Raw genomic sequence first — 24512 nt, 5'->3', positions numbered from 1 at the left:
GGCCACCTCTTAGTACTTCAGCAGGTTCACGTCGTCGACGGACGCGGACCTGCGGGTTCGGAAGATCGTCACGATGATGGCCAGGCCGATGACGACCTCGGCGGCGGCCACGATCATCACGAAGAAGGCGATGACCTGGCCGTCGAGGTTGCCGTTCTGCCGGGCGAAGGTGACGAACGCCAGGTTGCAGGCGTTGAGCATGAGCTCGACGCACATGAAGACCACGATGGCGTTGCGCCGTACCAGCACCCCGACGCCGCCGATCACGAAGAGCAGCGCGGAGAGCACCAGGTAGTGCGTTGTCATTTCGCCTCCTCGCCCGTCTCCGGGCCCGTCACGGGCGACTCGTCAGCCGGGGCGGCCGAAGCGGTCGGCCCGGCTCCGTTGGACGCGGCGCCGTTCGGCCCCGATCCGTTGACGCCGCTCGCGTGGTGGACCAGCTCCTCGTGCCGGTCGGCCCTACGCTCGGCGGCCTCGCGCTCCTCGGCCTCCAGCGCCGCGGCGATCTCGGGGGCCAGGGTGCCCTCGGCGGCCTCGCGACGGGCGAGTACGCGGTTGACCGACAGCGGCGCGACCGAGCCGTCCGGCAGCAGCGCCGGCATGTCGATGGCGTTGTGCCGGGCGTAGGTGCCGGGGCCGGGCAGCGGCGCCGGGTTGCGGCCGTGCTCGCCGTACTCGACGAAGCGGGCCCGGGACAGGTCCTTCTGCGTCGGCTTCGGCGCGATGCGCTCGCGGTGCGCCAGCACCATCGCGCCGAGCGCCGCGGTGATCAGCAGCGCCGACGTGACCTCGAACGCGAAGACGTACCGCGTGAAGATCAGCTCGGCCAGCGAGGGCACGTTGCCCTTCGCGGTCACCGCCTCCAGCCCCTTCGGGGCCGACAGTACGGCGTTGCCGACGCCGAGCCCGAGCAGCGCGGCGAACGCGAGCCCGGCCACGACCGCCCAGAACCGCTGACCCTTGATCGTCTCCACCAGCGAGTCGGAGGAGTCCACGCCCACGAGCATGAGCACGAACAGGAACAGCATCATGACCGCGCCCGTGTAGACGATGATCTGCACGGCGGCCAGGAACGGAGCGTCCTGGACGGCGTACAGCACCGCCAGCGACAGCATGACGGTGCCCAGCATCAACGCCGAGTAGACCGCCTTGCGGCTGAATACGAGCCCGAGCGCGGCGGACACGGACACGACCGCCAGCACCCAGAACGTGATGGTCTCACCCATTGCTACGACCCAACCGGTAGTAGTCCTCTTCGGTCTCGCCGAGACGCATCGGGTGGGGCGGCTGCTCCATGCCCGGAGCCAGCGGCGCGAGGAGCATCTCCTTGGTGTAGATCAAGGATTCGCGGCTGGCGTCGGCGAGCTCGTACTCGTTGGTCATCGTCAGCGCCCGCGTCGGACACGCCTCGATACAGAGACCGCACAGGATGCACCGCAGATAGTTGATCTGGTAGGTGCGCCCGTACCGCTCTCCCGGGGAGAAGCGATCGGTCTCGGTGTTGTCGGCGCCCTCTACGAAGATCGCGTCCGCCGGGCAGGCCCAGGCGCACAGCTCGCAGCCGACGCACTTCTCCAGGCCGTCGGGCCACCGGTTGAGCTGGTGCCGTCCGTGGAAGCGCGGCGCCGTAGGCCGCTTCTCCTCCGGATAGTTGACCGTCACCGGCTTCTTGAACATGTGGTGGAAGGTGACGCCGAATCCCTTGATCGGATTCAGCCAATCAGTTGCTCCCACTGGTCACCTCCTTGACCGCGGTGCTTGCTTGGCCTGCCGGCAGAACGCCGTGGTAGTGCGGGAGGTCCAGCGGCGGCACCGGGAACCCGCCCGCCTCCGGCTCCTCGCGGAGCTGCTCGAACTCTTCCTCGATCTGGGCGGCCTTGGCCTCCCGGCGCCGCTGCAGCAGCGTGTCGAACCGGAACCAGATCGCCAGCCCGCCCACGACGATGATCGCGCCGAGGGTGAGAATGAACGCCTTGTTGCTCTCGGGCACGCGCAGCGCCTTGAGCGTGGCGTAAAGCAGGATCCAGGCCAGGTTGAGGGGGATGAGGACCTTCCACCCGAAGGCCATCAGCTGGTCGTACCGGACACGCGGCAACGAGGCGCGGACCCAGACGAAGAACGCGAACACCAGGACGAGCTTGATGAAGAACCAGAGCATCGGCCACCAGCCGGTGTTCGCCCCCTCCCATATCGAGATCGGCCAGGGGGCTCGCCAGCCGCCGAGGAACAGCGTGATCGCGACGCCGGAGACCGTGAACACGTTCACGTACTCGGCCAGCATGAACATCGCGAACTTCAGCGACGAGGAGTACTCGGTGTGGAAGCCTCCGACCAATTCGCCCTCGCCTTCAGGGAGGTCGAACGGCACGCGGTTCGTCTCGCCCAGCATCGTGATCGCGTAGATCAGGAACGAGGGCAGGAGCGAGATCGCGTACCAGGACGGCTGCGGGATCTCCAGTCCGAAGACGTCCCAGGTGCCGCCGCCGGCCTGCTTGGCCACGATCTCCGAGGTGGAGAGCGTGCCGGCGGCCAGGAAGACCGCCACGAAGGACAGGCCCATCGCGATCTCGTACGAGACCACCTGGGCGCTGGAACGCAGACCGCCCAGGATGGCGTACGGCGAGCGGGAGCCCCATCCGGCGAGCACGATGCCGTACACGCCGATCGAGGCCATCGCCAGGACCAGCAGCACCGCGACCGGCAGGTCGGTGAGCTGCAGCGGCGTCTCCACGCCGAAGATCGACACCATCGGGCCGAACGGCATGACCGAGAAGGCCAGGAACGCGGGCACGGCGATGATCACGGGCGCCAGCAGGTAGACGACCTTGTCCACCGTGCGGGGCATGATGTCTTCCTTGAGCCCCATCTTCAGACCGTCGGCCACCGACTGGAGCAGGCCGAACTTGCCCGCCCGGTTCGGGCCGTAGCGGTGCTGCATGCGGGAGATGAGCTTGCGCTCGAACCACACGCCGAACAGCACGCCCAGCATCAGGACCGCGAAGATGAACACGGCCTTGATGATGGACAGCCACAACGGATCGTGGCCGAAGTCGACCAGCGTGGGACCAGTGGTCGGGTTCATCGGTCGGTCTCCACTTCCTCGTTCACGGTCTCGAGGACGACCTGGTCGCCGGAGATCGTCACGACGTCGCCGGCCACGGCGCGCAGGTCGCGGGTGACCGAGACGCCGGCGGAGTTGGCCGGCAGCCAGACGACGCGGTCGGGCAGGTCGGCGATCCGCACCGGCAGAGTCACCGAGCCGCCGACGGTGACCTTGTCGCCGTCGGCCACACCGATCTCCGCGGCGGTGGCCTCGGACACCAGCGCGACCGCCTCGCGGGCGGTGCCCGCGAGGTACGGCTCGCCGTCCTGCAGGCTGCCGTCGTCGAGCAGCCGGTGCCAGGTGGCCAGCACGGCCTCGCCGGCTTCCGGCTCCCGGGCCAGCCGCCCGCCGCTCACGTTCGGCGCGGCCGCGCGCGGTCCGCGCCACGAGCCCAGGGCGCCGAGCTCGCGCCGCGCGGCGGCGGCGTCCGGCAGCGCCAGGTGGACGTCCATCCGGTCGGCGACGGCCGAGACGACGGCGAGATCGCTCATCACGCCGGGAACGCCGGTCGCGACCTCGAAGGAGCGGCCACGGCCCTCCCAGTCGACGAACGTGCCGGACTTCTCGGCCACCACGGCGACCGGGAGCACGACGTCGGCCCGGTCGGTCACCGCGCTGGCGCGGACCTCCAGGCTGACGATGAACGGCGTGTTCTCCAGCGCGGCCAGCGCCCGGCCCGGGTCGGCAAGGTCGTACGGATCGACACCGGCGACGACCAGCGCGTCGAGCTCGCCCTCAAGGGCGGCGGTGAGGATGCCGCCGGTGTCGCGGCCCTCGGCCTCGGGCAGAGCCGAGACGTTCCACGCCCTGGCCACCTCGGCCCGGGCCGCCTCGTCGGCGACCGGGCGGCCGATCGGCAGCAGGTTCGGCAGCGCGCCCGCCTCGATCGCGCCCCGCTCACCGGCTCGGCGCGGCACCCAGGCGAGCTTCGCGCCGGTGGTCTGCGCCAGCCGCAGGACGGCGGACAGCGCGCCCTGGGCGGTGGCGAGCCGCTCACCGGCCAAGATGACCGAGCCTGCGGGGAGCAGGTCGGCGCCGGAGTTGATCAGGTCGCCGATGGCCTCGGCCTCGCCGCCGGGCACGGTCCGCAGCAGCGTCCCGCGCATCTTGGTCAGGCCCGGAGTGGCGAACGGCGCCAGGGAGTAGACCTTGAGGCCCTTCTTCCGCGCGGCCTTGCGCAGCCGCAGGAAGACGATCGGCGACTCCTCATCGGGCTCGAACCCGGCGAGGAGCACGGCCGGGGCCTGCTCCAGGTCGGCGTAGGAGACCTCGATGCCCTTGCCCGCGACGGCGTGGGCGAGGAAGCGGGCCTCCTCGTCCGACAGCGGGCGGGAGCGGAAGTCGATGTCGTTGGTGCCGAGCGCGACCCGGGCGAACTTGCCGTACGCGTAGGCGTCCTCGACGGTGACGCGGCCACCGACGAGCACGCCCGCCTTGCCGCGCGCCGCCGCGAGACCCTTGGCCGCGACTTCGAGGGCCTCCGGCCACGACGCGGGCACGAGCTTGCCGTCCTCGTCACGGACCAGCGGCGTCTTGAGCCGGTCGGGCTGGGTCGCGTACTGGAACGCCCAGCGGCCCTTGTCGCAGTTCCACTCCTCGTTGACCTGCGGGTCGTCCCCGGCCAGGCGGCGGGTGACCCGGCCGCGGCGGTGGTCCGTACGCAGAGAGCAGCCGGAGGCGCAGTGCTCACAGGCGCTCGGCGTGGACACCAGGTCGAACGGGCGGGAGCGGAACCGGTACGCGGCGCCGGTCAGCGCGCCCACCGGGCAGATCTGGATGGTGTTGCCCGAGAAGTAGGACTCGAACGGCTCGCCGTCGGCGACGCCCACCTGCTCCTTGGCCCCGCGCTCGAAGAAGTCGATGAGCGGGTCACCGGCGATCTGGTCGGAGAAGCGGATGCACCGCGCGCACTGGATGCAGCGCTCGCGGTCGAGCAGCACCTCGGTGGACAGCGCGATCGGCTTCTCGAAGGTCCGCTTCTGCTCCACGAACCGGCTCTCGCCCTGGCCGTTCGACATGGCCTGGTTCTGCAGGGGGCACTCGCCGCCCTTGTCGCAGACCGGGCAGTCGAGCGGGTGGTTCAGGAGCAGCATCTCCATCACACCGCGCTGGGCCTTCTCGGCCACCGGCGAGGTTAGCTGCGTCTGAATCACCATGCCCTCGGCCACCTCGATGGCGCAGGACGGCTGCGGCTTGGGGAAGCCGCGGCCGTTGCCGGCGTCGGGGATGTCCACCAGGCACTGGCGGCAGTTCGCCGCGGGATCGAGCAGCGGGTGGTCGCAGAACCGGGGGATCTGGATCCCGAGCAGCTCAGCGGCCCGGATGATCAGGGTGCCCTTCGGCACGCTGATCTGGAAGCCGTCGATGGTCAAGGTCACCATGGTCACGACGGGCTGTTCCGGCTGCGTTGTCTGAACCGTCACTTGGACCCCCACACCGTGGAAGCAGCGGGATCGAACGGGCAGCCGCCGATCTCGAAGTGCTTGAGATATTCGTCGCGGAAGAGCTTCACCGACGAGTGGATGCAACTCGTGGCGCCGTCGCCCAGGGCGCAGAACGAGCGGCCCAGGATGTTGTCGGCGATGTCGGTGATCGTGGTGAGGTCCTCCTCGGACCCCTGGCCCTTCTCCAGCCGCTTGAGCACCTGCTTGAGCCAGAAGGTGCCCTCACGGCAGGGGGTGCACTTGCCGCAGGACTCGTGCGCGTAGAACTCCGTCCACCGGAGCACGGCGCGGACCACACAGGTGGTCTCGTCGAAGATCTGCAGCGCGCGGGTGCCGAGCATCGAACCCTTGGCGCCGACCGACTCGAAGTCGAGCGGCACGTCCAGGTGCTCGGCGGTGAAGATCGGCGTCGAGGAGCCTCCCGGCGTCCAGAACTTCAGCTCGTGGCCGGCCCGGATGCCGCCCGCCATGTCGAGCAGCTCACGCAGGGTGATCCCCAGCGGAGCCTCGTACTGGCCGGGCCGGGTGACGTGGCCGCTCAGCGAGAAGATGCCGAAGCCCTTGGACTTCTCAGTGCCCATGCCGGCGAACCAGTCGGCGCCGTTGGCCACGATGCTCGGCACGCTGGCCACCGACTCGACGTTGTTGATGACCGTCGGGCAGGCGTACAGGCCGGCGACCGCGGGGAACGGCGGCTTGAGCCGCGGCTGGCCCCGGTGGCCCTCCAGCGAGTCGAGCAGCGCGGTCTCCTCGCCGCAGATGTACGCCCCGGCGCCGCTGTGGACGACCAGTTCGAGGTCGTACCCGGAGCCGAAGATGTCCTTGCCGAGGTAGCCCTTCTCGTACGCCTCACGGACCGCGGCCTGGACCCGGCGGATGACGTGGAGCACCTCGCCGCGGACGTAGATGAAGGCCTGGTTGGCCCGGATCGCGTACGAGGTGATGATGACGCCCTCGACCAGCGAGTGCGGGTTCGCCATCATCAGCGGGATGTCCTTGCAGGTCCCCGGCTCGGACTCGTCGGCGTTCACCACGAGGTAGTGCGCCTTGCCGTCGCCCTGCGGGATGAATCCCCACTTCATGCCGGTGGGGAAGCCGGCGCCGCCGCGCCCGCGCAGACCGGAGTCCTTGACCATCTGGATGATGGAGTCCGGCTCCTGGCTCAGGGCCTTCCGCGCCGCGGCGTAGTCGCCGTACCCCTCCAGGGTGAAGGAGTCCGGCTGGTCCCAGTTCCGGGTGAGGACAGGGGTAAGGGTCGTCATCGGTCGCTCACCGCTCCTCCGGGCGCCTCCCAGCCGTTGGCCTTGGCGACCTTCAAACCTTCCAGGGACGGCCCGGCGGCCGAGGGGCCTTCACCGGCCAGCCCGTCCGGCAGTCCGGCGAGGACCCGCGCGGACTCCTTGAACGTGCACAGCTTCTTGGGGCCGCGGGTCGGCGTGATCTCCTTGCCGGCGCGCAGGTCGTCCACGAGCTGCTTGGCCGACTCCGGAGTCTGGTTGTCGAAGAACTCCCAGTTGACCATCATCACCGGGGCGAAGTCGCAAGCGGCGTTGCACTCCAGCCGCTCCAGCGTGACCTTGCCGTCCGACGTGGTCTCGTCGTGGCCGACGCCGACGTGCTCGGAGAGCTCCTCCCAGATCTGGTCGCCGCCCATGACCGCGCACAGCGTGTTGATGCAGACGCCCACGTTGTAGTCGCCCGCGGGCTTGCGCTTGTACATGGTGTAGAAGGTCGCGACGCCCACGACTTCGGCCTTGCTCAGGCCGAGCATCTCGGCGCAGAACTCGTAACCGTCGTCGGAGACGTGGCCGTCCTCCGACTGCACCAGGTGCAACAGCGGCAGCAGGGCCGACCTGGCCTTGGGGTAGCGGCCGATGATCTCCTTGGCGTCCGTCTCCAGACGCTCGCGGACCTCAGGTGAGTAAGTCACCGGTCCACACCTCCCATGACCGGGTCGATCGAGGCGACAGCCGAGATGACGTCGGCGATCATGCCACCTTCGCAGGTCGCCGGCACGGCCTGCAGGTTCGTGAAGGACGGGTCGCGGAAGTGGACGCGGAAGGGCCGCGTCCCGCCGTCGCTGACCACGTGCGCGCCCAGCTCGCCGCGCGGCGACTCCACCGCCGAGTACACCTGGCCGGCCGGCACCCGGAAGCCCTCGGTCACCAGCTTGAAGTGGTGGATCAAGGCTTCCATCGAGCTGCCCATAATGTGCGCGATGTGGTCGGGCGAGTTGCCGAGACCGTCAGGGCCGAGCGCGAGCTGCGACGGCCAGCCGATCTTCTTGTCGTCGATCATCACCGAGCCGCCCTTGAGCGGGCCGGTCAGGCGGTCGAGCGCCTGCTCGACGATCTTCAGCGACTCCTCCATCTCGGCCACGCGGACGAGGTAACGGCCGTACACGTCGCAGGTCTTCTCGGTCGGGACGTCGAACTCGTACGTCTCATAACCGCAGTAGGGCTGCGACTTGCGCAGGTCCCAGGGGAGGCCCGCCGCGCGGAGCATCGGCCCGGTGATGCCGAGGGCCATGCAGCCGGTCAGGTCGAGGTAGGCGACATCCTTGGTCCTGCGGGTGTAGACCGGGTTCTCGTCGAGCAGCTTGCGCATGTCCTTGATGCGCTTCGGCATGATCTTGAGGAACTCGCCGATCTTGTCGACGGCCCCCGCCGGCAGGTCGACGCTCACGCCTCCCGGCCGCACGTACGCCATGTTCATGCGCAGGCCGGTGATGTACTCGAACAGGTCGAGGATCATCTCGCGCTCGCGGAAGCCGAAGATCATCGGCGTGGTGGCGCCCAGCTCCAGGCCGTAGGTGGCGAGCGCCACCAGGTGCGAGGAGATCCGGTTGAGCTCCATCATCATCACGCGGATCGCCTGGGCCCGCTCGGGGACCCGATCGGTGATGCCGAGAAGCTTCTCGACGCCCATGCAGTACGCCGTCTCATTGAAGATCGGCGCGAGGTAGTCCATGCGGGTGACGAACGTGACCCCCTGGGTCCACGTCCGGAACTCCATGTTCTTCTCGATGCCGGTGTGGAGGTACCCGATCACCGTCCGGGCCTCGGTCACCGTCTCGCCGTCGAGCGTCAGGACCAGCCGGAGCACGCCGTGCGTGGACGGGTGCTGCGGGCCCATGTTGATGACCAGGCGCTCTTCGGCGGTCTCGGTGACCGTCTCGACCAGTTCGTCCCAGTCCTGACCGGCGACGTCGTAGACCTTGCCCTCGGTCGTCGTTGTACTCATGCGTACGACCTCCTCTGGTCCGGCGCGGGGGTCTCGGCGCCGCGGTACTCCACCGGGATGCCGCCGAGGGGGTAGTCCTTGCGCTGGGGGTGACCCTCCCAGTCGTCGGGCATCTCGATGCGAGTCAGTGCCGGGTGCCCGTCGAAGATGATCCCGAAAAAGTCGTACGTCTCCCGCTCGTGCCAGTCGTGCGTCGGGTAGACAGAAACGGTGGACGGGATGTGCCGATCGGAGTCGGGGCAGGAGACCTCGACGCGGACCCGCCGGTTGTGCGTGATCGAGCACAGGTGGTAGACGGCGCGCAGCTCGGCGCCCGTCTCGTCCGGGTAGTGGACGCCGGAGACGCCGAGCGAGAGCTCGAACCGCAGCGCCGGGTCGTCGCGCAGGTGGCGCATCGCCTCGACGAGACGCTCACGCGCGATGTGGAAGGTGATCTCGTCGCGATCCACGACCACGCGCTCGATCGCGTCGCCGGCGACGGGCTCCAGCGCGTCGGCCACCTCGTCGAAGTAGGACCCGTACGGCCGCTCGCTGGCCAGCTGGGGCGCGTGCCGGACGACCAGGCGGCCGTAACCGGAGGTGTCGCCGGTGCCCTTGGCGCCGAACATGCCCGTGCGGGCGACGCGCTCGGCGGCCTGTTCCGTCGCCTCGCCCTGCGGCACGCCGGGGAGGTTGTCGCTGCTCATCTGGTGGCTCCGCTCCACGAATTCCGCACGAAGCGCTCGTTCCTCGCGTTCGCGCTCATCTGTCCGCTCCCTGATCGATCAACGGCAGCGTCCGCAGTGCCTGAAGCTCGAGCTCGTCGATCTGCTTGGCGCGGTGGGCGCCGAACTTCATGTTCTGGATCTTGTCGTGCAGCTTCACGATGGCGTCGATCAGCATCTCGGGCCGGGGCGGGCAGCCCGGCAGGTAGATGTCGACCGGCACGACGTGGTCCACGCCCTGCACGATGGCGTAGTTGTTGAACATGCCGCCACTGGACGCGCAGACGCCCATCGCGATGACCCACTTGGGCTCGGCCATCTGGTCGTAGATCTGACGCAGCACGGGCGCCATCTTCTGCGACAGGCGGCCTGCCACGATCATCAGGTCGGCCTGACGCGGCGAGGCGGAGGCCCGCTCCATGCCGAACCGCGCGAGGTCGTGCTTGGCGGCGCCGGTCGCCATCAGCTCGATCGCGCAGCACGCGAGACCGAACGTCGCGGGCCAGACCGAACTCTTCCGCGCCCAGCCGGCCACCTGCTCGACCGTCGTCAGGATGAAGCCGCTCGGCAGTTTCTCTTCAAGACCCATGGCTAATCCCAATCAAGACCGCGGCGGCGCCACACATAGGCGTACGCCACGAGGACGGTGACGATGAACAGCACCATCTCGACCAGCCCGAACAGGCCGAGACTGTCGAACGCGACCGCCCACGGATAGAGGAAGATGATCTCGATGTCGAACACGATGAACAGCATCGCTGTGATCATGTACTTCAGCGGGAAGCGTCCACCGCCGACGGGCTGCGGGGTCGGCTCGATGCCGCACTCGTAGGCGTCCAGCTTGGCGCGGTTCCAGCGCTTCGGCCCGGTGAAGGGGGCGATGCTGACGGAGAACGCGGCGAATCCCGCCGCGAGGACCGCGAGCACCAGGATGGGCACATACAGCTCCATGGCTACATGTCCTCGTTTGCTCGGTGGAAAAGGGTGATCGATCTCATGCGGACGGAGCCACCTTGGAGAGTGCGTTGATGATCCGGTCGGACGCGTCACCCCGCGGGTCGGTGAGATTGCCCAGGAGCTTCAGGGCGAACCTCATCAACCGCGGGTGCGGCATGGCATGCCGTGTGGCGAAGTTCATCACGCCGGGCCTGCCGATGGCCTCGACAAAATACCTGCCAAGCGTGAAATAGCCACCATAGGCGTCCTTCAGGATCTGCGGGTAGGCCCGCAGCACCCGTTCCCGGCGGGCGGGCGTGGGCTGGGAAAGCGCGGTGACCACGGCGTCCGCCGCGGTCCGGCCGGTCTCCATGGCGTACGCGATGCCCTCGCCGTTGAACGGGTTGATCATGCCGCCGGCGTCGCCGACCAAGACCAGGCCCCGAGTGTAGTGCGGCTGCCGGTTGAAGCCCATCGGCAGGGCCGCCCCCCGGATGGGGCCGATCATGTTCTCCTCGCTGTACCCCCACTCCGCGGGCATGTTCTTCACCCAGCGCCTGAGCAGGTCGCGGTAATCGATGTTCTTGAACGCGTCGCTGGTGTTCAGCAGCCCGAGACCGACGTTCGAGGTGCCGTCGCCGACGCCGAAGATCCAGCCGTAGCCGGGGAGGAGCGTGTCACCGTCCCACAGCTCCAGCCATGTCTCCAGGTAGTCGTCGTCGTGCCGGGGGCTGGTGAAGTAGGTCCGTACGGCGACGCCCATCGGGCGGTCCTGCCGCTTGTGCAGCCCCATGGCCAGGGAGAGCCGGGTGGAGTTGCCGTCGGCCGCGACGACCAGGCGCGAGCGGAAGGCGACCTCCTCGCCGTCCTGCTTGGCGGTGACGCCCACGACGTGGCCGCTGCGCTCGTCGAGGATCGGGCCGGTGACGTTGACGCCCTGCAGCAGCGTGACGCCGGCGCGCACGGCGTTGTCGGCCACGATCTGGTCGAAGTCCTTGCGGGTGCGGACCAGGCCGAAGTCAGGGAAGCTGGACAGCTCGGGCCAGTCGAGCTCGAAGCGCAGGCCGCCGCCGACGACCCGCAGGCCCCGGTTCCTGATCCAGCCCGGGGCGTCGATGTCGACGCCCATGTCGATGAGCTGCTTGACCGCCCTCGGCGTGAGCCCGTCGCCGCACACCTTCTCGCGCGGGAAGCGGGTCTTCTCCAGGAGGAGGACGGTCAGACCGGCCTGGGCGAGGTAAAAGGCGGTCGTCGATCCCGCGGGGCCGGCGCCGACGACGATGACGTCGGCGTCTCGTCCGCTTTCAGAGGCCGACGTCCGGTGGAACGGCGCCGATCTCGGCCGCGCAGGGGCTGACTCGCTCACGGGGGACCTGATTCCTGTCCTCGGGCGAAGATCTCACTGGTACGGGACCTTCGTGCCTTTGTGAACAACTTCACAAACTGTCGGCCGAAGTCTAACCCCTCTTGTGCGTTCCATGTCAGAGGGGTCTGACTACCGGTCGGTAACTTGTGGCTTCACGGCGCGGTGAAGCGCCACGATACCGAGCGAGAGGTTACGCCAGGCCACCTTCCCCCAGCCCGACTCCTGGATGATGCGCGCGAGCGCCGCCTGGTCCGGCCACTCCTGGATCGACTCCGCGAGGTACTCGTACGAGTCAGGGTTGGAGCTGACCATACGCGCGACCGGCGGGAGCAGCTTCATGAGGTACTGCGAGTAGACCAGCTCGAAGGGCTTGACCTGCGGCCTGGAGAACTCGCAGATAACAAGGCGGCCGCCCGGCCTGGTCACCCGCAGCAGCTCACGGAGCGCCTCGTGGGTGTCGGCCATGTTGCGCAGCCCGAACGAGATCGTGACCGCGTCGAACGCCCCGTCGGCGAAGGGCAGCCGCAGCCCGTCGCCCGCGACGAATGTGACACCGCGCACTCCGCCGCCGGAGAGCCCGGAACCGCCGCGCCGCTCCACACCGGTGCGCAGCATGCCGAGAGAGAAGTCACAGGCGATCGCGCGCGCCCCCAGGAGGGTGAAGGCGTCCGTCGAGGTCCCGGTGCCGGCGGCCAGATCCAGCACCAGTTCGCCCGGACCCGCGTCGATCGCGGCGGATGTGGCCTTGCGCCACAACCGGTCCTGCCCAAGTGAGAGGACGTCGTTGACCAGGTCGTAGCGCCGGGCCGTGCGATCGAACATCGCCGCGACCTCGTGCGGCTGCTTGTCCAGGGAAGCGCGCGTCATGGAGGCAAGCCTAGGCGGCACCCGGGACACCATCTTCACACCCGCACCGAATGCACGGAACGTGGCTCATTGATTACGAAGAGTGTGCTAATACTTCGGGAATGCTTGCCAGACACTCCACCGCGCTGCTGATCGCGGCGCTCGCCGTAGTCCCCGCGCTCCCCGCCGGCACAGCACAGGCCGGTGTCCGGCAACCTGCCGTCGTCTCACAGAAGCCGGTCGCCAACACCCCCCACGTGCTGGACGGCATCGTGAACGCGATCGCCCTCGTCGGCGGCACGGTGGTCATCGGCGGCGACTTCACCGCCGTCAGCGACGCCGGCAGCAACACGCGACTCTCCCGGAAGAACCTCTTCGCCTACGACCTGCGGACCGGTCGGGTCCTGCGCGGCTTCGCCCCCGAGATGAGCGGCCCCGTCTACGCCCTGGCCGCCGGGGACGACGCCACCGTCTACGCCGGCGGCTCGTTCGACTTCCCCGCAAGCGCGCTGGCGCGGATCAGCCTGGCCGACGGCTCGGCCGTCGCCTCCTTCGACGCGCCCGCGTACGGCGGCGGCGTCTCCGCCCTCGTCCGCCAGGGCGGCCGGCTCTATGTCGGCGGCGACTTCGCCATGATCGGCGGCACACCCCGCACCGCGCTGGCCCGCCTCGACGCCGCCACGGGGGCCGTGGACCCGACGTTCACCATCGAACCCGGCAATCCGCGCGGGGCGACCGTCAAGGTCTACGCCATGGCCGCCACCGGTGACCGGCTCGCCATCGACGGCTCGTTCACCACGGTGAACGGGCTGCGCCGGCCACAGATCGCGCTGATCGACCTGACCCGCGGCCGGGTGGCCGACTGGCGCACCGAGGCGTACGCGCCGTCCTGCATGGCGGTGTTCCCCTGGTACGTGCGCGGCCTCGACTTCTCACCGGACGGCAAGTTCTTCGTCGTCGTCACGACGGGCGGCCCGGCCCCGGACACCGGGAAGCTGTGCGACTCCGCCGCCAGGTTCGAGACGTACACCAAGGGAAACGACGTGCGGCCGACCTGGGTCAATCTGACCGGCGGCGACTCGCTCTACTCGGTCGCGGTGACCGGCGCGGCGGTCTACGTGGGCGGCCACCAGCGCTGGCTCGACAACCCCAAGGGCGCTGACAGCGCCGGTTCTGGAGCGGTCCAAAGGCCGGGCATCGGCGCGATCCACCCGACCACCGGCAAGGCCCTCGCCTGGAACCCCACACGCACCCGGGGAATCGGAGTAAAGGCGTTCCTGACGACAAAGAGTGGTCTTTTGGTGGGAAGTGACACGACGAAGCTCGGGCATGAGTACCATGCCCGGGTCGGCATGTTCCCGATGCCCTAGTTTCCGGATGGCGGGTGACGTTTCTGCGCCATCTGGGCGCTGACAGCGTCGCGCTGCTTGGACAGGAGCACGTAGCTGGCCAGGCCACTCACGACGAAGGCCGCAATCAGCAGCCAGAACGTGCGCAGCCCGAGCAGATACAGGACCGCGAGGGCCACGGCGAACAGGCCGAGGCGGGAGAGCGTGTAAACGACAACCGGACGCACACCGTCGAGGTTACGCCACGGAGGCGAGTGACTCTCTTCGCATCCCGTGCGACCGCTGCTAGTGTGCCCAAGAGGGGCCTTTTGTAAAGAAACACCCATGAGCACCCCAAAGAGGCTCTATCATATAACAATCGGGCACTGAGCCGATAACAACCCGTGATCTTCTACGAAAACCACGGATAAATCAGGCTTCGCTCGGCACACTGGTTACCTGTCCGCCCGCTGCAGGACGCGGGATGCGAGGGGGAGAGATTGTGGAGAGTAGCAGCGAGCGACTGCTGACCCCTGGAGAGGTTGCCGCCCTCTTCCGGGTTGATCCGAAGACCGTGACACGTTGGGCCGCGGCGGGACGAATCAGCAGCATCCGTACCCCCGGGGGGCATCGGCGGTTCCGAGAGTCGGAAGTGCACGCCCTCCTCCGTGGAGAGGACGTTCTGACGGCCGAACGGCCGAACGGCGACTCACCTCGGGTCTGATACACCGACCAGGTGATCCTGCGTGCCACCCGGATGCCGCAGGGTCACCCGAGTCAGACGGCACCGTTCCCCTGGGCCGCTCTCCCGGGCCCGCAGGCTGGTGCCTGTCCTCCCGGCGCCGTTCTCATGGCGTCATGCCTCGCCTTCGTACGCCACGCGGCGCCATCGCGCCTCTCAGCGCACGTCCTGCCCATCCGCGTGGCCTCGGCGCGTGTTCTCCCGACGCGCGGGTCCGGTCCCCTCGGGGTCGGCGGTCTCCTGCTCATCGCCGCCGGTTGACGCCTCGGCATCGGCCTTGAAGGCGAGGAACTCCCGCTCCAGGTCGTCGTTCTCCTCGCGCCACCGGCGCCGCCGTTCGGCGTCCTCCTCCTCGGTGACCGACTCGGCGAGCCACCGTTCGTAGTCCGGCTCCCCCGGGACGACGTCGACGTACGCGTTGCCGATCAGGCGGCCGTCGTCGCTCGTCAGTGATTGCGGCACGCGCAGTGTCCCGTCAGTGAGCCGGATCACGTACATCCACGATCACCTAGATTCCATAGCGCCGGTTGAAGAACAGCATCACGTTCAGCGCCGCACGCGTGTCACCGCCCAGCATGTCGACCAGGGCCGGACGCTGCCGGGATGCGATCGCCGCGAACGCGTCGGCGAAGAACTCCTTGCGCCCCAGCCCACCGGGCTGCCGGTGGAACGCCGAGGCGAACAGCGGGAAGCATTCCTCGTACAGCGCGGCGAACTCGGGTGAGTCGGAGACCCACTCTCCCGGATGCGCGCCCACGTCGTCCAGAGCATGGCCGACTTCGTGCATCATCACGTCCGGTGTCGGGGACGGGCGATCGCCCACCACGATCTTGCGATCGCCGTACGCGCCGGCGCAGGCGTCCCAGGTAGCCCGGCCGGACGGCAGCGGGGCCCCACGCAGGTAGCCCATGTCGTCGAGGTCGGGGACGCCGCCGCGACCCACGTAGATGCCGTCCAGTGTCGTGGCGAGCATCAGCTTGAGGTTCTCCGGCAGCCTGGCGAGGCTCTCCACCGCCCGTACGGCGTCCGCCGAGGGCGGGCCGTCGGCGGCGTCCCACTCACGGTGGAGCACGCGTTCGAGCGGCCCGCAGTGCCGTCGGCCGTCTCGCAGGTCCGGGGCGTCCGGCCGGTGCGGTCGCGCCGTGGCCGCGTCGTCCAGCTCGAAGTCGCCCCACGTGTACTGAGGCCGGTCCACGACCGGAGCGGTGACCGCGTGGACGCGCTCCGCCAGCCGCTCGGGGGAGCGTTCCTGCACCCGCTCCCATCCGTCCTGGAAGCGCTCCTGGAGGCGTTCGCGCACGCGCTCGGGGGAACGCTCCGGCGCGTCCGCGCCCCGCCCTTGCTGCGTGTACCCGCCGCGCTGCCACCATCGCGGGCCGCGCCGGTGGCGGCCCCTATCTCCCGACTGCGCCATGGCCCCCGCCCGTCGCCTCGTCGGGAGCGGCCGTGTGCGGCGCCCTCTCCGTCTCGCGCCCCGGCGGGATCAGTCCGCCTACGGTGCTCATGTGCTCACCCGTCCCTCGCTCTGGGCGGTGCCCACCGCCGCGCCGGGCCCGGGTGTGATCCGGGGGGCGCGGTACCGGTCCACCGTACGTTGCGGGTCCGGGCCTCGTCATCCCCCCGGTAAGGCCGTCCGTCGCGCGTGGAAACCCCTACCGCTACGGCGACGCGGCCCGATCAAGCGGCGGCATGGCTTACCGTGTGGGCATGCCTAGCGTGATTCTCGGTTTGGCGCTGTTGGCCTTCTGGCTCTACTGCCTGTTCGACGTGATCACGACACCGGATGACGCGGCGCGCAACCTCCCCAAACTTCTGTGGGTGCTGATCGTGCTGTTCCTGGCCGCGCTCGGTGGCGTGTTCTGGCTGGCCCTCGGACGTCCCAGGAGCGGCGACGCCGTGCTGGGCGGGGCGGTGCCGTCCGGAGGGCGGGACGAGACATGGCAGCGGCCCCCGCGCGCCGAGGCGCCACGGGGGCCGGACGACGACCCGGAGTTCCTGCGCGCGCTGGAGCGCCGGCTGCGGAACGAGGACTGACCCGAGACCGGGTGAGCTGCGCGGGAGCCGGGCCGGGCGGCCCGGCCCCGCGTGCGGCGGGGCCGCCGCCTACTTGGGGACGTCCGCGTAGGAGTGCAGCCCGCTGAAGAAGATGTTGACGCCGACCAGGTTGAACAGCAGGCAGCCGAACGCCACCAGCGACACGATCATGGCCGCCTTGCCGCGCCATCCGGCGGTCGCCCGGGCGTGCAGGTACGCCGCGTAGGCGATCCAGGTGATGAAGGACCAGACCTCCTTGGGGTCCCAGCCCCAGTAACGGCCCCAGGCGCGGTCGGCCCACAGCGCCCCCGCGATGACGGCGAACGTCCAGATGGGGAACGCGATCACGATCGCACGGTGCGCGATGCGGTCGAGCTGCTCCTTCGACGGCAGCACCGACAGCCGCCCGTCGTTGCGCACCAGGTAGAGGACGGCGCTCACCCCGGAGACCAGGAACAGCCCGCCCGCGATGACGGCGGCGGTCACGTGGATCGCGATCCAGTACGAGTTCAGCGCGGGCATCACCGGGCCCGCCTGGACGTGCAGGAAGAGGACGGCGAAGCCGAGGCCGAGCGCCGCCGCCACCGTCACGAACGCGCCGAGGAACCGGATCGGCTGCCTGGCGAGCAGGACGAGGAACACGGTCACCGAGGCGAAGCACAGCGCCACGACGAACTCGTACATGTTGCCCCAGGGCCAGCGGTCCACCGCGATGCCGCGGGTGAGGATGCCGCCCAGGTTGGTCGCCCAGCCGAGCCAGGAGATGGCGACCGCGACCGCGCCGGACTTGATCGCCCAGCCCGCGGGCGGGACCGTCGTGGCGGGGCCGGCGTCCTCGTCCGCCGGCTCTGCGGGGGCGGAGGAGTCCGCTCCCGCGCCGACGGCGACGAGCCGGCGGCTCTTTGCCGGGGCGACGGCCGTGCGGGCCCTGCCGAAGGCCAGCTCCAGCGCGTAGGCGATCATGGCGGCGAGGTAGAGCAGGACGGTCACCAGGATGAGCTGGTCGCTCAGCGTGGCGAGGCCCTCGTTGACCTGGGCGGGCGGCATCTTCTACTCCTCGGACGAGCGAGTGCTCGGCGAAACGGGTTCGCGGTCGGGCGCGGAGACGTCCTCGGACCGGTCCTCCGGTTCAGGGTGCTCGGAGGGCTCGGAGGGGGTGGCACCGCGAAGCTTCGTGACGATCTCGGCGAACTCCTCCGCGAAGCTCGCTCCACCGCCCTCGGTGCGGGTCAATCCTCCCACCGTGACCTGTCGGCCCTTCATCCGCACCCACACGCGGCGGCGCTGCACGGTCAGCGACAGCACCAGGCCGATCACGGCCAGGGCGGCGGCGATCAGGGCGGGCAGCCGGCCCGGGTCGTAGGCCATCTGCAGGCTGATCCACTCCTTGACGCCGGTGAACTGGATCGTCCCGGCGCCGTCGGCGAGTTCCTTGGTGTCCCCGACCTTGAGCGGGGTGGGCTGGGCGGACATCTTGCCCAGCGGCTTCAGGCTCTTGGTGTCGAGCTGGTAGACCGACTGGGGCTGCCCGGACTTCAATCCGAGATCACCCGAGAACGGGAAGATCTGGACGGTCGGGTTGGCCGCGCCGGGGAAGACCGACACCCACGCCTTGCCGTTGGGCACGGTGGTCGGCAGGAAGCGAACCAGGAAGCCGAGCTGGTCGGACTGGGCGTCCGGGACCTTGATGACGCACTCGGAGGTGTAGGTCATCTGGTCGCCCGCCAGGCAGGGGACCGGCCCCTCGAATGCCGTGTTGCCCTTGCCGTCGACGACCTTGAACGTGGGCGCGTAGCCGTGGCCGATGAGGTAGGTCAGCGTGCCGTTCACGTCGAGCGGCTCGTTGACCTTCAGCTCGACGTCACGCGGGCCCGAGGTGGGCGTGTCCTGCACCGACAGCGTGGCCGAGTAGTCGAGCGGCTGGCCCCGCTTCTCCCCCGACGCGATGTACGTCGCCTGGAAGTCCTTCACCGTGAACGAGAACGGCTCGAGCGACTCGGCCGACACCTGCTGTCCCGGGATGAAGCGGTCGTAGGCGGCCACCGTGTTCGAGAAGCCCTCGCCCTCCACGACCAGGACGTTGCCCCGGTAGCCGAACAGCGCACCCGCGCCGACCGCGAACAGCAACGCGAGCAGCGAGACGTGGAAGAGCAGGTTGCCCGTCTCACGCAGGTAGCCCTTCTCGGCCGCGACCCAGTCGGGCCCGGTGACCACGCGGAACCGGTCGCGCCGCAGCCGCGCCGCCGCCTCCTCGACGGTCAGGTCGCCGTCGAAGGCCGCGTTCTGCGGGAGCCGGCGCAGGTTGCGCGGCGCGGCCGGCGGCTTCTTGCGCAGCTCCTTGAAGTGGACGACCACCCGCGGGAAGACGCATCCGGCGAGCGAGAGGAACAGCAGCAGGTAGATCGCGGCGAACCAGGGCGACGTGAAGACGTCGAACATCCAGAACCGGTCCAGCCACTCGGCCTCGGTCGGGCTGTTCTGGAAGTACCGCGCGACCCGGCCGGGATCGACGCTCCGCTGCGGGTAGATCGACCCGGGCACCGAACCGAGCGCGAACAGGAACAGCAGGATCAGGGCGGTGCGCATGGACGTGAGCGTCCGCCAGCCCCACCGCAGCCAGCCGACCACGCCGAGCCCGACGGGCCGCGTCTCCCGCTCCTCGGTGGCCCCGGGCGCCTCGCTCGGCTCGGTCGTCTCGTTCTTCTTGGTCATCTCAGATCACCGGCTTGAATCCGCCCACCCACACCTGCAGGCCGGCGATGAGGTCACCCCAGAGCCCGGTCACCAGGAGGATCCCGACGGCCACGAGCATCGCGCCGCCGATCCTGGTGATCAGCCGTGAGTGGCGGCGGACCGCCTTGAACGCGTGCAGCGCCCGGCGGTAGGCGAGCCCGGCGAGCACGAAGGGCAGCCCCAGCCCCAGCGCGTACGCGAAAGCGAGCGCGGCGCCGCGGGCCGCGCTGCCCTGGTCGACCGAGAGCGCGAGGACCACGGCGAGCGTGGGCCCGATGCACGGGGTCCAGCCGAGGCCGAAGACGACGCCGAGCAGCGGCGCTCCGGCGAGCCCGGCGGAGGGCACCTTGTGGATGCGGACGTCGCGCTGGAGCCCGGGCACCAGCCCGATGAAGGCCAGCCCGAGAACGATCGTGACCACGCCGAGCACCCGCGTGATCAGCTCCATGTTGCCGAACAGGACGCCGCCGAGGCTGCCGAAGAGCGCTCCCCCGAGCACGAACACCGCGGCGAACCCGAGGACGAACAGGGCGCTGCCCAGCACCATCCGCCCGCGCCTGGGGTCGCTGCTCATGCCCGTGACGTACGACAGGTAGCCCGGCACCAGCGGCAGCACGCACGGCGACAGGAAGGACACCACGCCGGCCGCGACCGCGATCGGCACCGCGACCAGCATCGAGCCGGACGCGACGGTGGAGGCCAGGTCAGCCGCGCTCATCGCTGACCTTGTCGATCGCGGCGAGCAGGTCGTTGTACTTCACCGCGCCGAGGGCCCGGGCGGCGATCCGCCCCTGCCCGTCGATGATCAGCGTGGACGGGATGGCGGCGGGCGGGACCGTGCCCTGGAAGGAGAGCAGCACCCGGCCCGCCTGATCGAAGATGCTGGGATATCCGGGCTGCAGCGAGCGGTCGTACGCCTGCGCGGCCGCCTTCTGGTCCTTGAAGTTGACGCCGAGGAACTGGACGCCCTTGTCCTTGGTCTTGGCCGCGATGTCCTTGAGCACCGGCCCCTCGGCGCGGCACGGCCCGCACCAGGACGCCCAGAAGTTCAGGACGTAGACCTTGCCGCTGCCGAGCTTCTCCGTCGCGCCGTCGAGGGTCGTGCCCTCGATGGCCGGCGCCGTGGTGCGGCTCGCGGCGTCGAAGACCTGGACCTTGCCGTCACCGGGGACGAAGCGGGTGTCACCGGACTGCGGCTGCGCCTCCTGGTTCCCGGCACAACCCGCGAGGGCTGTCACGGCCAGAGCGATGCTCGCCGCGATCAGAGACAAACTCTTGGCAGACACGCGGGAGTATCTCCTAAAACTACAACCGGTAGAGCTGTAACTCTACCCAGCGGATCCGGTGCTCCCGTCGCGGGGCTCACGCTCCGGGAACAGGATTGTCGTGCAGCAGGGCCCCGGCGGGCTCGCTGTAGCCGATGCTGGCCAGCCGGTCGCCCTCGAACGTGAAACTGGTGAGGCTGGCGAGGGAGCACTGGCGGCGGCGCGGGTCGTGCCACAGCCGCCGCCGCTCGGCCGCCAGACGGATGATCCAGATGGGCAGCTGGTGGCTGACCAGCAGCGCCTCGTGCCCTCGGGCCGCCGCCCTGGCGTCGTCGATGGCCACCTTCATCCGCCGGACCACCTCGTCGTACGGCTCGCCCCAGGACGGGCGGAACGGGTTCACGAAGTGGCGGTAGGCGCGCACATCGCGGAAGACGCCGTTGCCGCCGGCCACCCGCATCCCCTCGAAGACGTTGGCCGCCTCGATCAGCCGCTCGTCGAGGACGACCTCCAGGTCGAGGACGGCCGCCAGGGGCGCCGCGGTCTCCTGGGCCCGTTCCATCGGGGAGCTGCGCAGGACGACGATGTCGCGCCCGCCGATCGCCTTGGCGACGGTCTCGGCCATCAGGCGGCCGTTCTCAGACAGGTGGTAGCCGGGCAGCCTGCCGTACAGGATGCCTTCGGGGTTGTGAACCTCGCCGTGACGGAGCAGGTGGACGACGGTGGTCTCGGTCATGGCAGGTGAGCCTACCCGCCGGTCATGCGGCGCACGCGGCGCGCATCAGCGCGTCCACGGCGGCCCTGATGGCGGGGCGGCGGGCGGCGTCGGTGCGCCACAGGGCGTAGATGCGGCGCTGGAGCCGGGGCACGACGGGGATGGCGCGCACGCCCTCGGGCAGCCGGCCGCGTCCGAGACGGGGGATGAGGGCGCATCCGTGGCCCGCGGCGACGAGCGCGAGCTGCGTCGGGTACTCGTCGGCCATGCAGACGATCTTCGGCTCTTTCTCGGCGGACCTGAGCAGGAACATCAGGAAGTCGTGGCAGACGGTGCCGGACGAGCTGCTGATCCAGCCCTCGCCTGGGAGGTCGGCCAGCTCGATCTCCCGCTTGTCCGCCAGCGGGTGGCCGGCGGGCACCGCCACGTCCGCGATGTCGTCGAGCAACGGGGCGCGGGACAGCCCGTCCGGGATGGCCATCGGCCGGTTCATCCAGTCCTGGACCACGGCGAGGTCGATCTCGCCCCGGGTCACCTCGCGCATCTGCCGCTCGGGCTCGCGCTCGTACATGACCACGTCGAGGTCGGGATGCTGTTGCTTGATCGTCGCCAGCGCCTGGGGCATGATCCCCCGGGCCGCGGTCGGGAACGCGGCCAGGACGAGCCGCCCCACCACGGCGCCGCGTAGCGCCTCGAAGTCGGCCTCGGCCGTCTCGACCAGGGCGAGGATCTTCTCCGCGTGGTCGGCGAGCAGCCCGGCCGCGTCGGTGAGCTTGACGCCGCGCCCGTTGCGCTCGACCAGGACCGCCCCGGTCTCGCGTTCGAGCTTGGCGAGCTGCTGCGAGATCGCCGACGGGGTCACCATCAGCGCCTCGGCGGCGGCCGCCACGGAACCGTAGACGGCCACCGCGTGCAGCGCCTTCAACCGGTTCAAGTCCAACATGTAAGTCAGTCTAAACGGTTGAGGCGGTTTGAGCCCGGTGTCGCTGAACTGTCGCTTTACAGCGTGGCGGCGGCGGCCTTGGCGGCGAGCGGCAGCGCCTCGACGACCTGGGTCAGCGCCTCCTCGTCGTGGGCGGCGGACAGGAACCACGCCTCGAACGCCGACGGCGGGAGGTACACGCCCTGGTCGAGCATCCCGTGGAAGAACGCCCGGTACGCCTCCGCGCTCTGCACCTTCGCCGCGGCGAAGTCGTGCACCGGCCTGTCGGTGAAGAAGATCGAGAACAGGTTGCCGGCCCGCTGCAGGCTGTGCGGCACGCCCTCGGCCGCCAGCGCGTCGGACGCGGCCTGACCGACGGCCAACGCGGCGGCGTCCACCCGCTCGTACACGCTCGCGTCGCAGGCCCGCAGCGTCGCCAAGCCGGCGGCGGAGGCCAGCGGGTTCCCGGCGAGCGTCCCTGCCTGGTAGACCGGCCCCTCCGGCGCGAGCAGCGCCATCACCTCGGCCCGGCCGCCGAAGGCCGCGGCCGGCATCCCGCCGCCCATGACCTTGCCGAACGTCATGAGATCGGCCTCGACCGGGTCGAGGCCGTACCAACCGGCGGCGGAGACGCGGAAACCGGTCAGCACCTCATCGATGATCAGCAGCGCGCCGTGCTCGGTGCACAGCTCGCGCAGCCGCTGGTTGAAGCCGGGCAGCGGCGGGACCACGCCCATGTTGGCCGGGCACGCCTCGGTGATGACGCACGCGATCTCGAACGTGCGGAACGCCTCCTCGACCGCCTCGACCGAGTTGTACGGCAGGACGATCGTGTCGGCGGCCGACGCGCCGGTCACGCCGGGCGTGTCCGGGAGGCCGAACGTCACCAGCCCCGAGCCCGCCGACGCCAGCAGGGCGTCCACGTGCCCGTGGTAGCAGCCGGCGAACTTGACGATCTTCGCTCGGCCGGTGAAGCCACGGGCGAGCCGCACCGCCGACATGGTGGCCTCAGTGCCGGAGCTGACCAGCCGGACCTTCTCCACGGGGGCGACCCGGGAGGCGATCTCCTCGGCGAGCAGGACCTCGCCCTCGGTCGCCGTACCGAACGACAACCCCCGCGCCAGCGCGCCCTCGACGGCCTCCATCACGGCCGGATGGCGATGGCCGAGGATCATCGGCCCCCAGGAGCACACCAGATCGACGTAGCGGTTGCCGTCCACGTCGGTGATGTAGGGCCCCTGGCCCGAGGCCATGAACCTCGGCACTCCCCCGACCGCGCCGAATGCGCGCACCGGGGAGTTGACACCACCGGGCACGATCCGCCGCGCCCGCTCGAACAGTTCCGCTGACTTCTCCGTACGGCTCACGCCTCCCAGCCTACGGGCGGCGCATGACGACCTCTCACTCGCAGGCGTCGACGAGCAGGTCCAGGACGCGGAGCGGGTCGGGGAGGGGACGCCCGTCCGGCGGCCGCAGCCAGCTCGCCGTCGCGCCGCTCAGCAGCGTCGAGGGCGGGGCGAGCACATAGCTGTCACGGCAGTGCCAGCGCAGTCCCGGGGAGGCCTCGATCGTCGCCGGGTCGCAGTCGAGGTGGCAGGACCACCACTCGTCCTCGTCCTCGGGGGCGCCCCTGGTGGCCACATAGAAAAGGGCCCGGTCGCCGTTCTCGGCGACCGGGCCCGTGGCCTGTCCGGTGGCGTCCATGGCGGCCAGTGCCGCCATTCCGGCCGTGGACGGTACGTCGAACACGTCGAACACCCGGCCCGTGGGCAGGATCACGTTCGCGTCGGGGTTGTGCTCCCACCAGCGCGTAAGGCGGGCGGAGTCCACCGTCGCCTCCATCTGCCACGCCGGGGACAGCGGGTGCGCGCCCGGGTCGGGACAGCCGACCCGGTCGCAGGAACAGGCGCGCCCACCCTCACTGAGCGGGTGGGCGCCAAGACAGCTCGCCCAGCCGAGCTGGGCGTATTCAAGTACAGATGTGATCTTCCGTGGCTTTCGATGCGCACGTCGTTTCGTACGGCGGACCAGCGGTGCCCCCACCATCGTGCTCCTCCCCCACGGATGCTCTTTTGCTGTACCTGATAATGCCCTTGACGGATCAGTGCGCGCAGCGCCACCCCCCGTGGAA

At 69.8% G+C, this 24512-nt stretch carries 27 protein-coding genes; 3 read left to right on the top strand and 24 right to left on the bottom strand.

Annotated elements, in window-relative coordinates:
- Positions 1-9: 9 nt before the first annotated feature.
- The 13 genes from nuoK to ACQP1V_RS04350 all read right to left on the bottom strand — a co-directional run bounded on the left by nuoK (position 10) and on the right by ACQP1V_RS04350 (position 12663).
- Complete coding sequence (gene nuoK, locus ACQP1V_RS04410; protein WP_067136728.1) at positions 10-306, bottom strand: NADH-quinone oxidoreductase subunit NuoK; 297 nt, start codon at positions 304-306, stop codon at positions 10-12.
- Positions 303-1226 carry an NADH-quinone oxidoreductase subunit J gene (locus tag ACQP1V_RS04405; protein ID WP_433418993.1) on the bottom strand — a complete coding sequence of 308 codons (924 nt, stop codon included), beginning with the start codon at positions 1224-1226 and terminating at the stop codon, positions 303-305. Before ACQP1V_RS04405 ends, nuoK begins: the two co-directional genes overlap by 4 nt.
- Positions 1219-1734, bottom strand: coding sequence for an NADH-quinone oxidoreductase subunit NuoI (nuoI, locus tag ACQP1V_RS04400; protein WP_084259192.1), 516 nt, complete (start codon positions 1732-1734; stop codon positions 1219-1221). Before nuoI ends, ACQP1V_RS04405 begins: the two co-directional genes overlap by 8 nt.
- Positions 1721-3082 (bottom strand): NADH-quinone oxidoreductase subunit NuoH, encoded by a 1362-nt coding sequence (gene nuoH / locus ACQP1V_RS04395; RefSeq protein ID WP_387412274.1) that lies wholly within the window; start codon positions 3080-3082, stop codon positions 1721-1723. The genes nuoI and nuoH overlap by 14 nt, the downstream gene beginning before the upstream one ends.
- Positions 3079-5526, bottom strand: a complete 2448-nt coding sequence (locus tag ACQP1V_RS04390) for an NADH-quinone oxidoreductase subunit G (protein WP_433418990.1) — start codon at positions 5524-5526, stop codon at positions 3079-3081. The genes nuoH and ACQP1V_RS04390 overlap by 4 nt, the downstream gene beginning before the upstream one ends.
- Positions 5523-6809 carry an NADH-quinone oxidoreductase subunit NuoF gene (nuoF, locus tag ACQP1V_RS04385; protein ID WP_067136724.1) on the bottom strand — a complete coding sequence of 429 codons (1287 nt, stop codon included), beginning with the start codon at positions 6807-6809 and terminating at the stop codon, positions 5523-5525. The genes ACQP1V_RS04390 and nuoF overlap by 4 nt, the downstream gene beginning before the upstream one ends.
- A complete protein-coding gene (gene nuoE / locus ACQP1V_RS04380; protein WP_433418987.1) occupies positions 6806-7477 on the bottom strand; it encodes an NADH-quinone oxidoreductase subunit NuoE in 672 nt (223 codons plus the stop codon). Before nuoE ends, nuoF begins: the two co-directional genes overlap by 4 nt.
- The gene (locus tag ACQP1V_RS04375; RefSeq protein ID WP_433418984.1) at positions 7474-8790 is read right to left on the bottom strand and encodes an NADH-quinone oxidoreductase subunit D; all 1317 of its coding nucleotides are present in this window, start codon (positions 8788-8790) and stop codon (positions 7474-7476) included. Before ACQP1V_RS04375 ends, nuoE begins: the two co-directional genes overlap by 4 nt.
- A complete protein-coding gene (locus ACQP1V_RS04370; RefSeq protein ID WP_067136719.1) occupies positions 8787-9476 on the bottom strand; it encodes an NADH-quinone oxidoreductase subunit C in 690 nt (229 codons plus the stop codon). The genes ACQP1V_RS04375 and ACQP1V_RS04370 overlap by 4 nt, the downstream gene beginning before the upstream one ends.
- 55 nt (positions 9477-9531) lie before the next feature.
- Positions 9532-10083: a NuoB/complex I 20 kDa subunit family protein gene (locus tag ACQP1V_RS04365; RefSeq protein ID WP_067136717.1), complete on the bottom strand. Its 552-nt coding sequence runs from the start codon at positions 10081-10083 to the stop codon at positions 9532-9534.
- Positions 10084-10085: 2 nt separating this feature from the next.
- The gene (locus tag ACQP1V_RS04360) at positions 10086-10445 is read right to left on the bottom strand and encodes an NADH-quinone oxidoreductase subunit A (RefSeq protein WP_067136715.1); all 360 of its coding nucleotides are present in this window, start codon (positions 10443-10445) and stop codon (positions 10086-10088) included.
- Between the two features lie 43 nt (positions 10446-10488).
- Positions 10489-11796, bottom strand: a complete 1308-nt coding sequence (locus ACQP1V_RS04355; protein WP_433418980.1) for a geranylgeranyl reductase family protein — start codon at positions 11794-11796, stop codon at positions 10489-10491.
- Between the two features lie 129 nt (positions 11797-11925).
- Positions 11926-12663 (bottom strand): demethylmenaquinone methyltransferase, encoded by a 738-nt coding sequence (locus ACQP1V_RS04350; RefSeq protein ID WP_387412283.1) that lies wholly within the window; start codon positions 12661-12663, stop codon positions 11926-11928.
- A 101-nt stretch (positions 12664-12764) separates the two neighbouring features.
- Between ACQP1V_RS04350 and ACQP1V_RS04345 the strand changes: the two genes are divergently transcribed.
- Positions 12765-14012, top strand: coding sequence for a delta-60 repeat domain-containing protein (locus ACQP1V_RS04345; protein WP_433418977.1), 1248 nt, complete (start codon positions 12765-12767; stop codon positions 14010-14012).
- Here the strand turns inward: ACQP1V_RS04345 and ACQP1V_RS04340 are convergent.
- Positions 14009-14218 (bottom strand): DUF4229 domain-containing protein, encoded by a 210-nt coding sequence (locus ACQP1V_RS04340; RefSeq protein ID WP_067136709.1) that lies wholly within the window; start codon positions 14216-14218, stop codon positions 14009-14011. The genes ACQP1V_RS04345 and ACQP1V_RS04340 overlap by 4 nt on opposite strands.
- Before the next feature lie 236 nt (positions 14219-14454).
- Here ACQP1V_RS04340 and ACQP1V_RS04335 point away from each other — a divergent pair, with 236 nt between their 5' ends.
- Positions 14455-14694: a BldC family transcriptional regulator gene (locus ACQP1V_RS04335; protein WP_084259189.1), complete on the top strand. Its 240-nt coding sequence runs from the start codon at positions 14455-14457 to the stop codon at positions 14692-14694.
- 174 nt (positions 14695-14868) lie between these two features.
- On the opposite strand, the gene ACQP1V_RS04330 is transcribed toward ACQP1V_RS04335, so the two are convergent.
- Both ACQP1V_RS04330 and ACQP1V_RS04325 read right to left on the bottom strand, forming a co-directional pair.
- The gene (locus ACQP1V_RS04330; protein ID WP_433418974.1) at positions 14869-15210 is read right to left on the bottom strand and encodes a hypothetical protein; all 342 of its coding nucleotides are present in this window, start codon (positions 15208-15210) and stop codon (positions 14869-14871) included.
- A 10-nt stretch (positions 15211-15220) separates the two neighbouring features.
- The gene (locus ACQP1V_RS04325) at positions 15221-16126 is read right to left on the bottom strand and encodes a hypothetical protein (protein ID WP_433418971.1); all 906 of its coding nucleotides are present in this window, start codon (positions 16124-16126) and stop codon (positions 15221-15223) included.
- Positions 16127-16419: 293 nt separating this feature from the next.
- On the opposite strand from ACQP1V_RS04325, the gene ACQP1V_RS04320 reads away from it, so the two are divergent.
- Entirely contained in the window at positions 16420-16746 is a 327-nt protein-coding gene (locus ACQP1V_RS04320; protein WP_067136870.1) for a PLD nuclease N-terminal domain-containing protein, read from the top strand.
- Positions 16747-16815: 69 nt separating this feature from the next.
- On the opposite strand, the gene ccsB is transcribed toward ACQP1V_RS04320, so the two are convergent.
- The 8 genes from ccsB to ACQP1V_RS04280 form a co-directional block, all read right to left on the bottom strand.
- On the bottom strand, positions 16816-17793 hold the full coding sequence (gene ccsB / locus ACQP1V_RS04315) for a c-type cytochrome biogenesis protein CcsB (protein ID WP_433418968.1): 978 nt from the start codon (positions 17791-17793) through the stop codon (positions 16816-16818).
- Positions 17794-17796: 3 nt separating this feature from the next.
- Positions 17797-19458 (bottom strand): cytochrome c biogenesis protein ResB, encoded by a 1662-nt coding sequence (gene resB / locus ACQP1V_RS04310; protein WP_433418965.1) that lies wholly within the window; start codon positions 19456-19458, stop codon positions 17797-17799.
- 1 nt (position 19459) lies between these two features.
- Positions 19460-20197: a cytochrome c biogenesis CcdA family protein gene (locus ACQP1V_RS04305; RefSeq protein WP_433418962.1), complete on the bottom strand. Its 738-nt coding sequence runs from the start codon at positions 20195-20197 to the stop codon at positions 19460-19462.
- Entirely contained in the window at positions 20184-20765 is a 582-nt protein-coding gene (locus tag ACQP1V_RS04300) for a TlpA family protein disulfide reductase (protein WP_433418959.1), read from the bottom strand. Before ACQP1V_RS04300 ends, ACQP1V_RS04305 begins: the two co-directional genes overlap by 14 nt.
- A 76-nt stretch (positions 20766-20841) precedes the next feature.
- Positions 20842-21480, bottom strand: a complete 639-nt coding sequence (locus ACQP1V_RS04295) for a histidine phosphatase family protein (RefSeq protein WP_067136699.1) — start codon at positions 21478-21480, stop codon at positions 20842-20844.
- 22 nt (positions 21481-21502) lie between these two features.
- A complete protein-coding gene (locus tag ACQP1V_RS04290; protein WP_067136697.1) occupies positions 21503-22402 on the bottom strand; it encodes a LysR family transcriptional regulator in 900 nt (299 codons plus the stop codon).
- Positions 22403-22458: 56 nt separating this feature from the next.
- On the bottom strand, positions 22459-23748 hold the full coding sequence (gene hemL / locus ACQP1V_RS04285) for a glutamate-1-semialdehyde 2,1-aminomutase (RefSeq protein WP_433418955.1): 1290 nt from the start codon (positions 23746-23748) through the stop codon (positions 22459-22461).
- Between the two features lie 34 nt (positions 23749-23782).
- Positions 23783-24427: a bifunctional DNA primase/polymerase gene (locus ACQP1V_RS04280; RefSeq protein ID WP_387412297.1), complete on the bottom strand. Its 645-nt coding sequence runs from the start codon at positions 24425-24427 to the stop codon at positions 23783-23785.
- Positions 24428-24512 lie beyond the last annotated feature (85 nt).

The sequence above is a fragment of the Microtetraspora malaysiensis genome (genome assembly GCF_050947145.1).
Taxonomy (GTDB): Bacteria; Actinomycetota; Actinomycetes; order Streptosporangiales; family Streptosporangiaceae; genus Microtetraspora_A; species Microtetraspora_A malaysiensis.
This window is presented reverse-complemented; position numbering and strand designations above follow the sequence as displayed.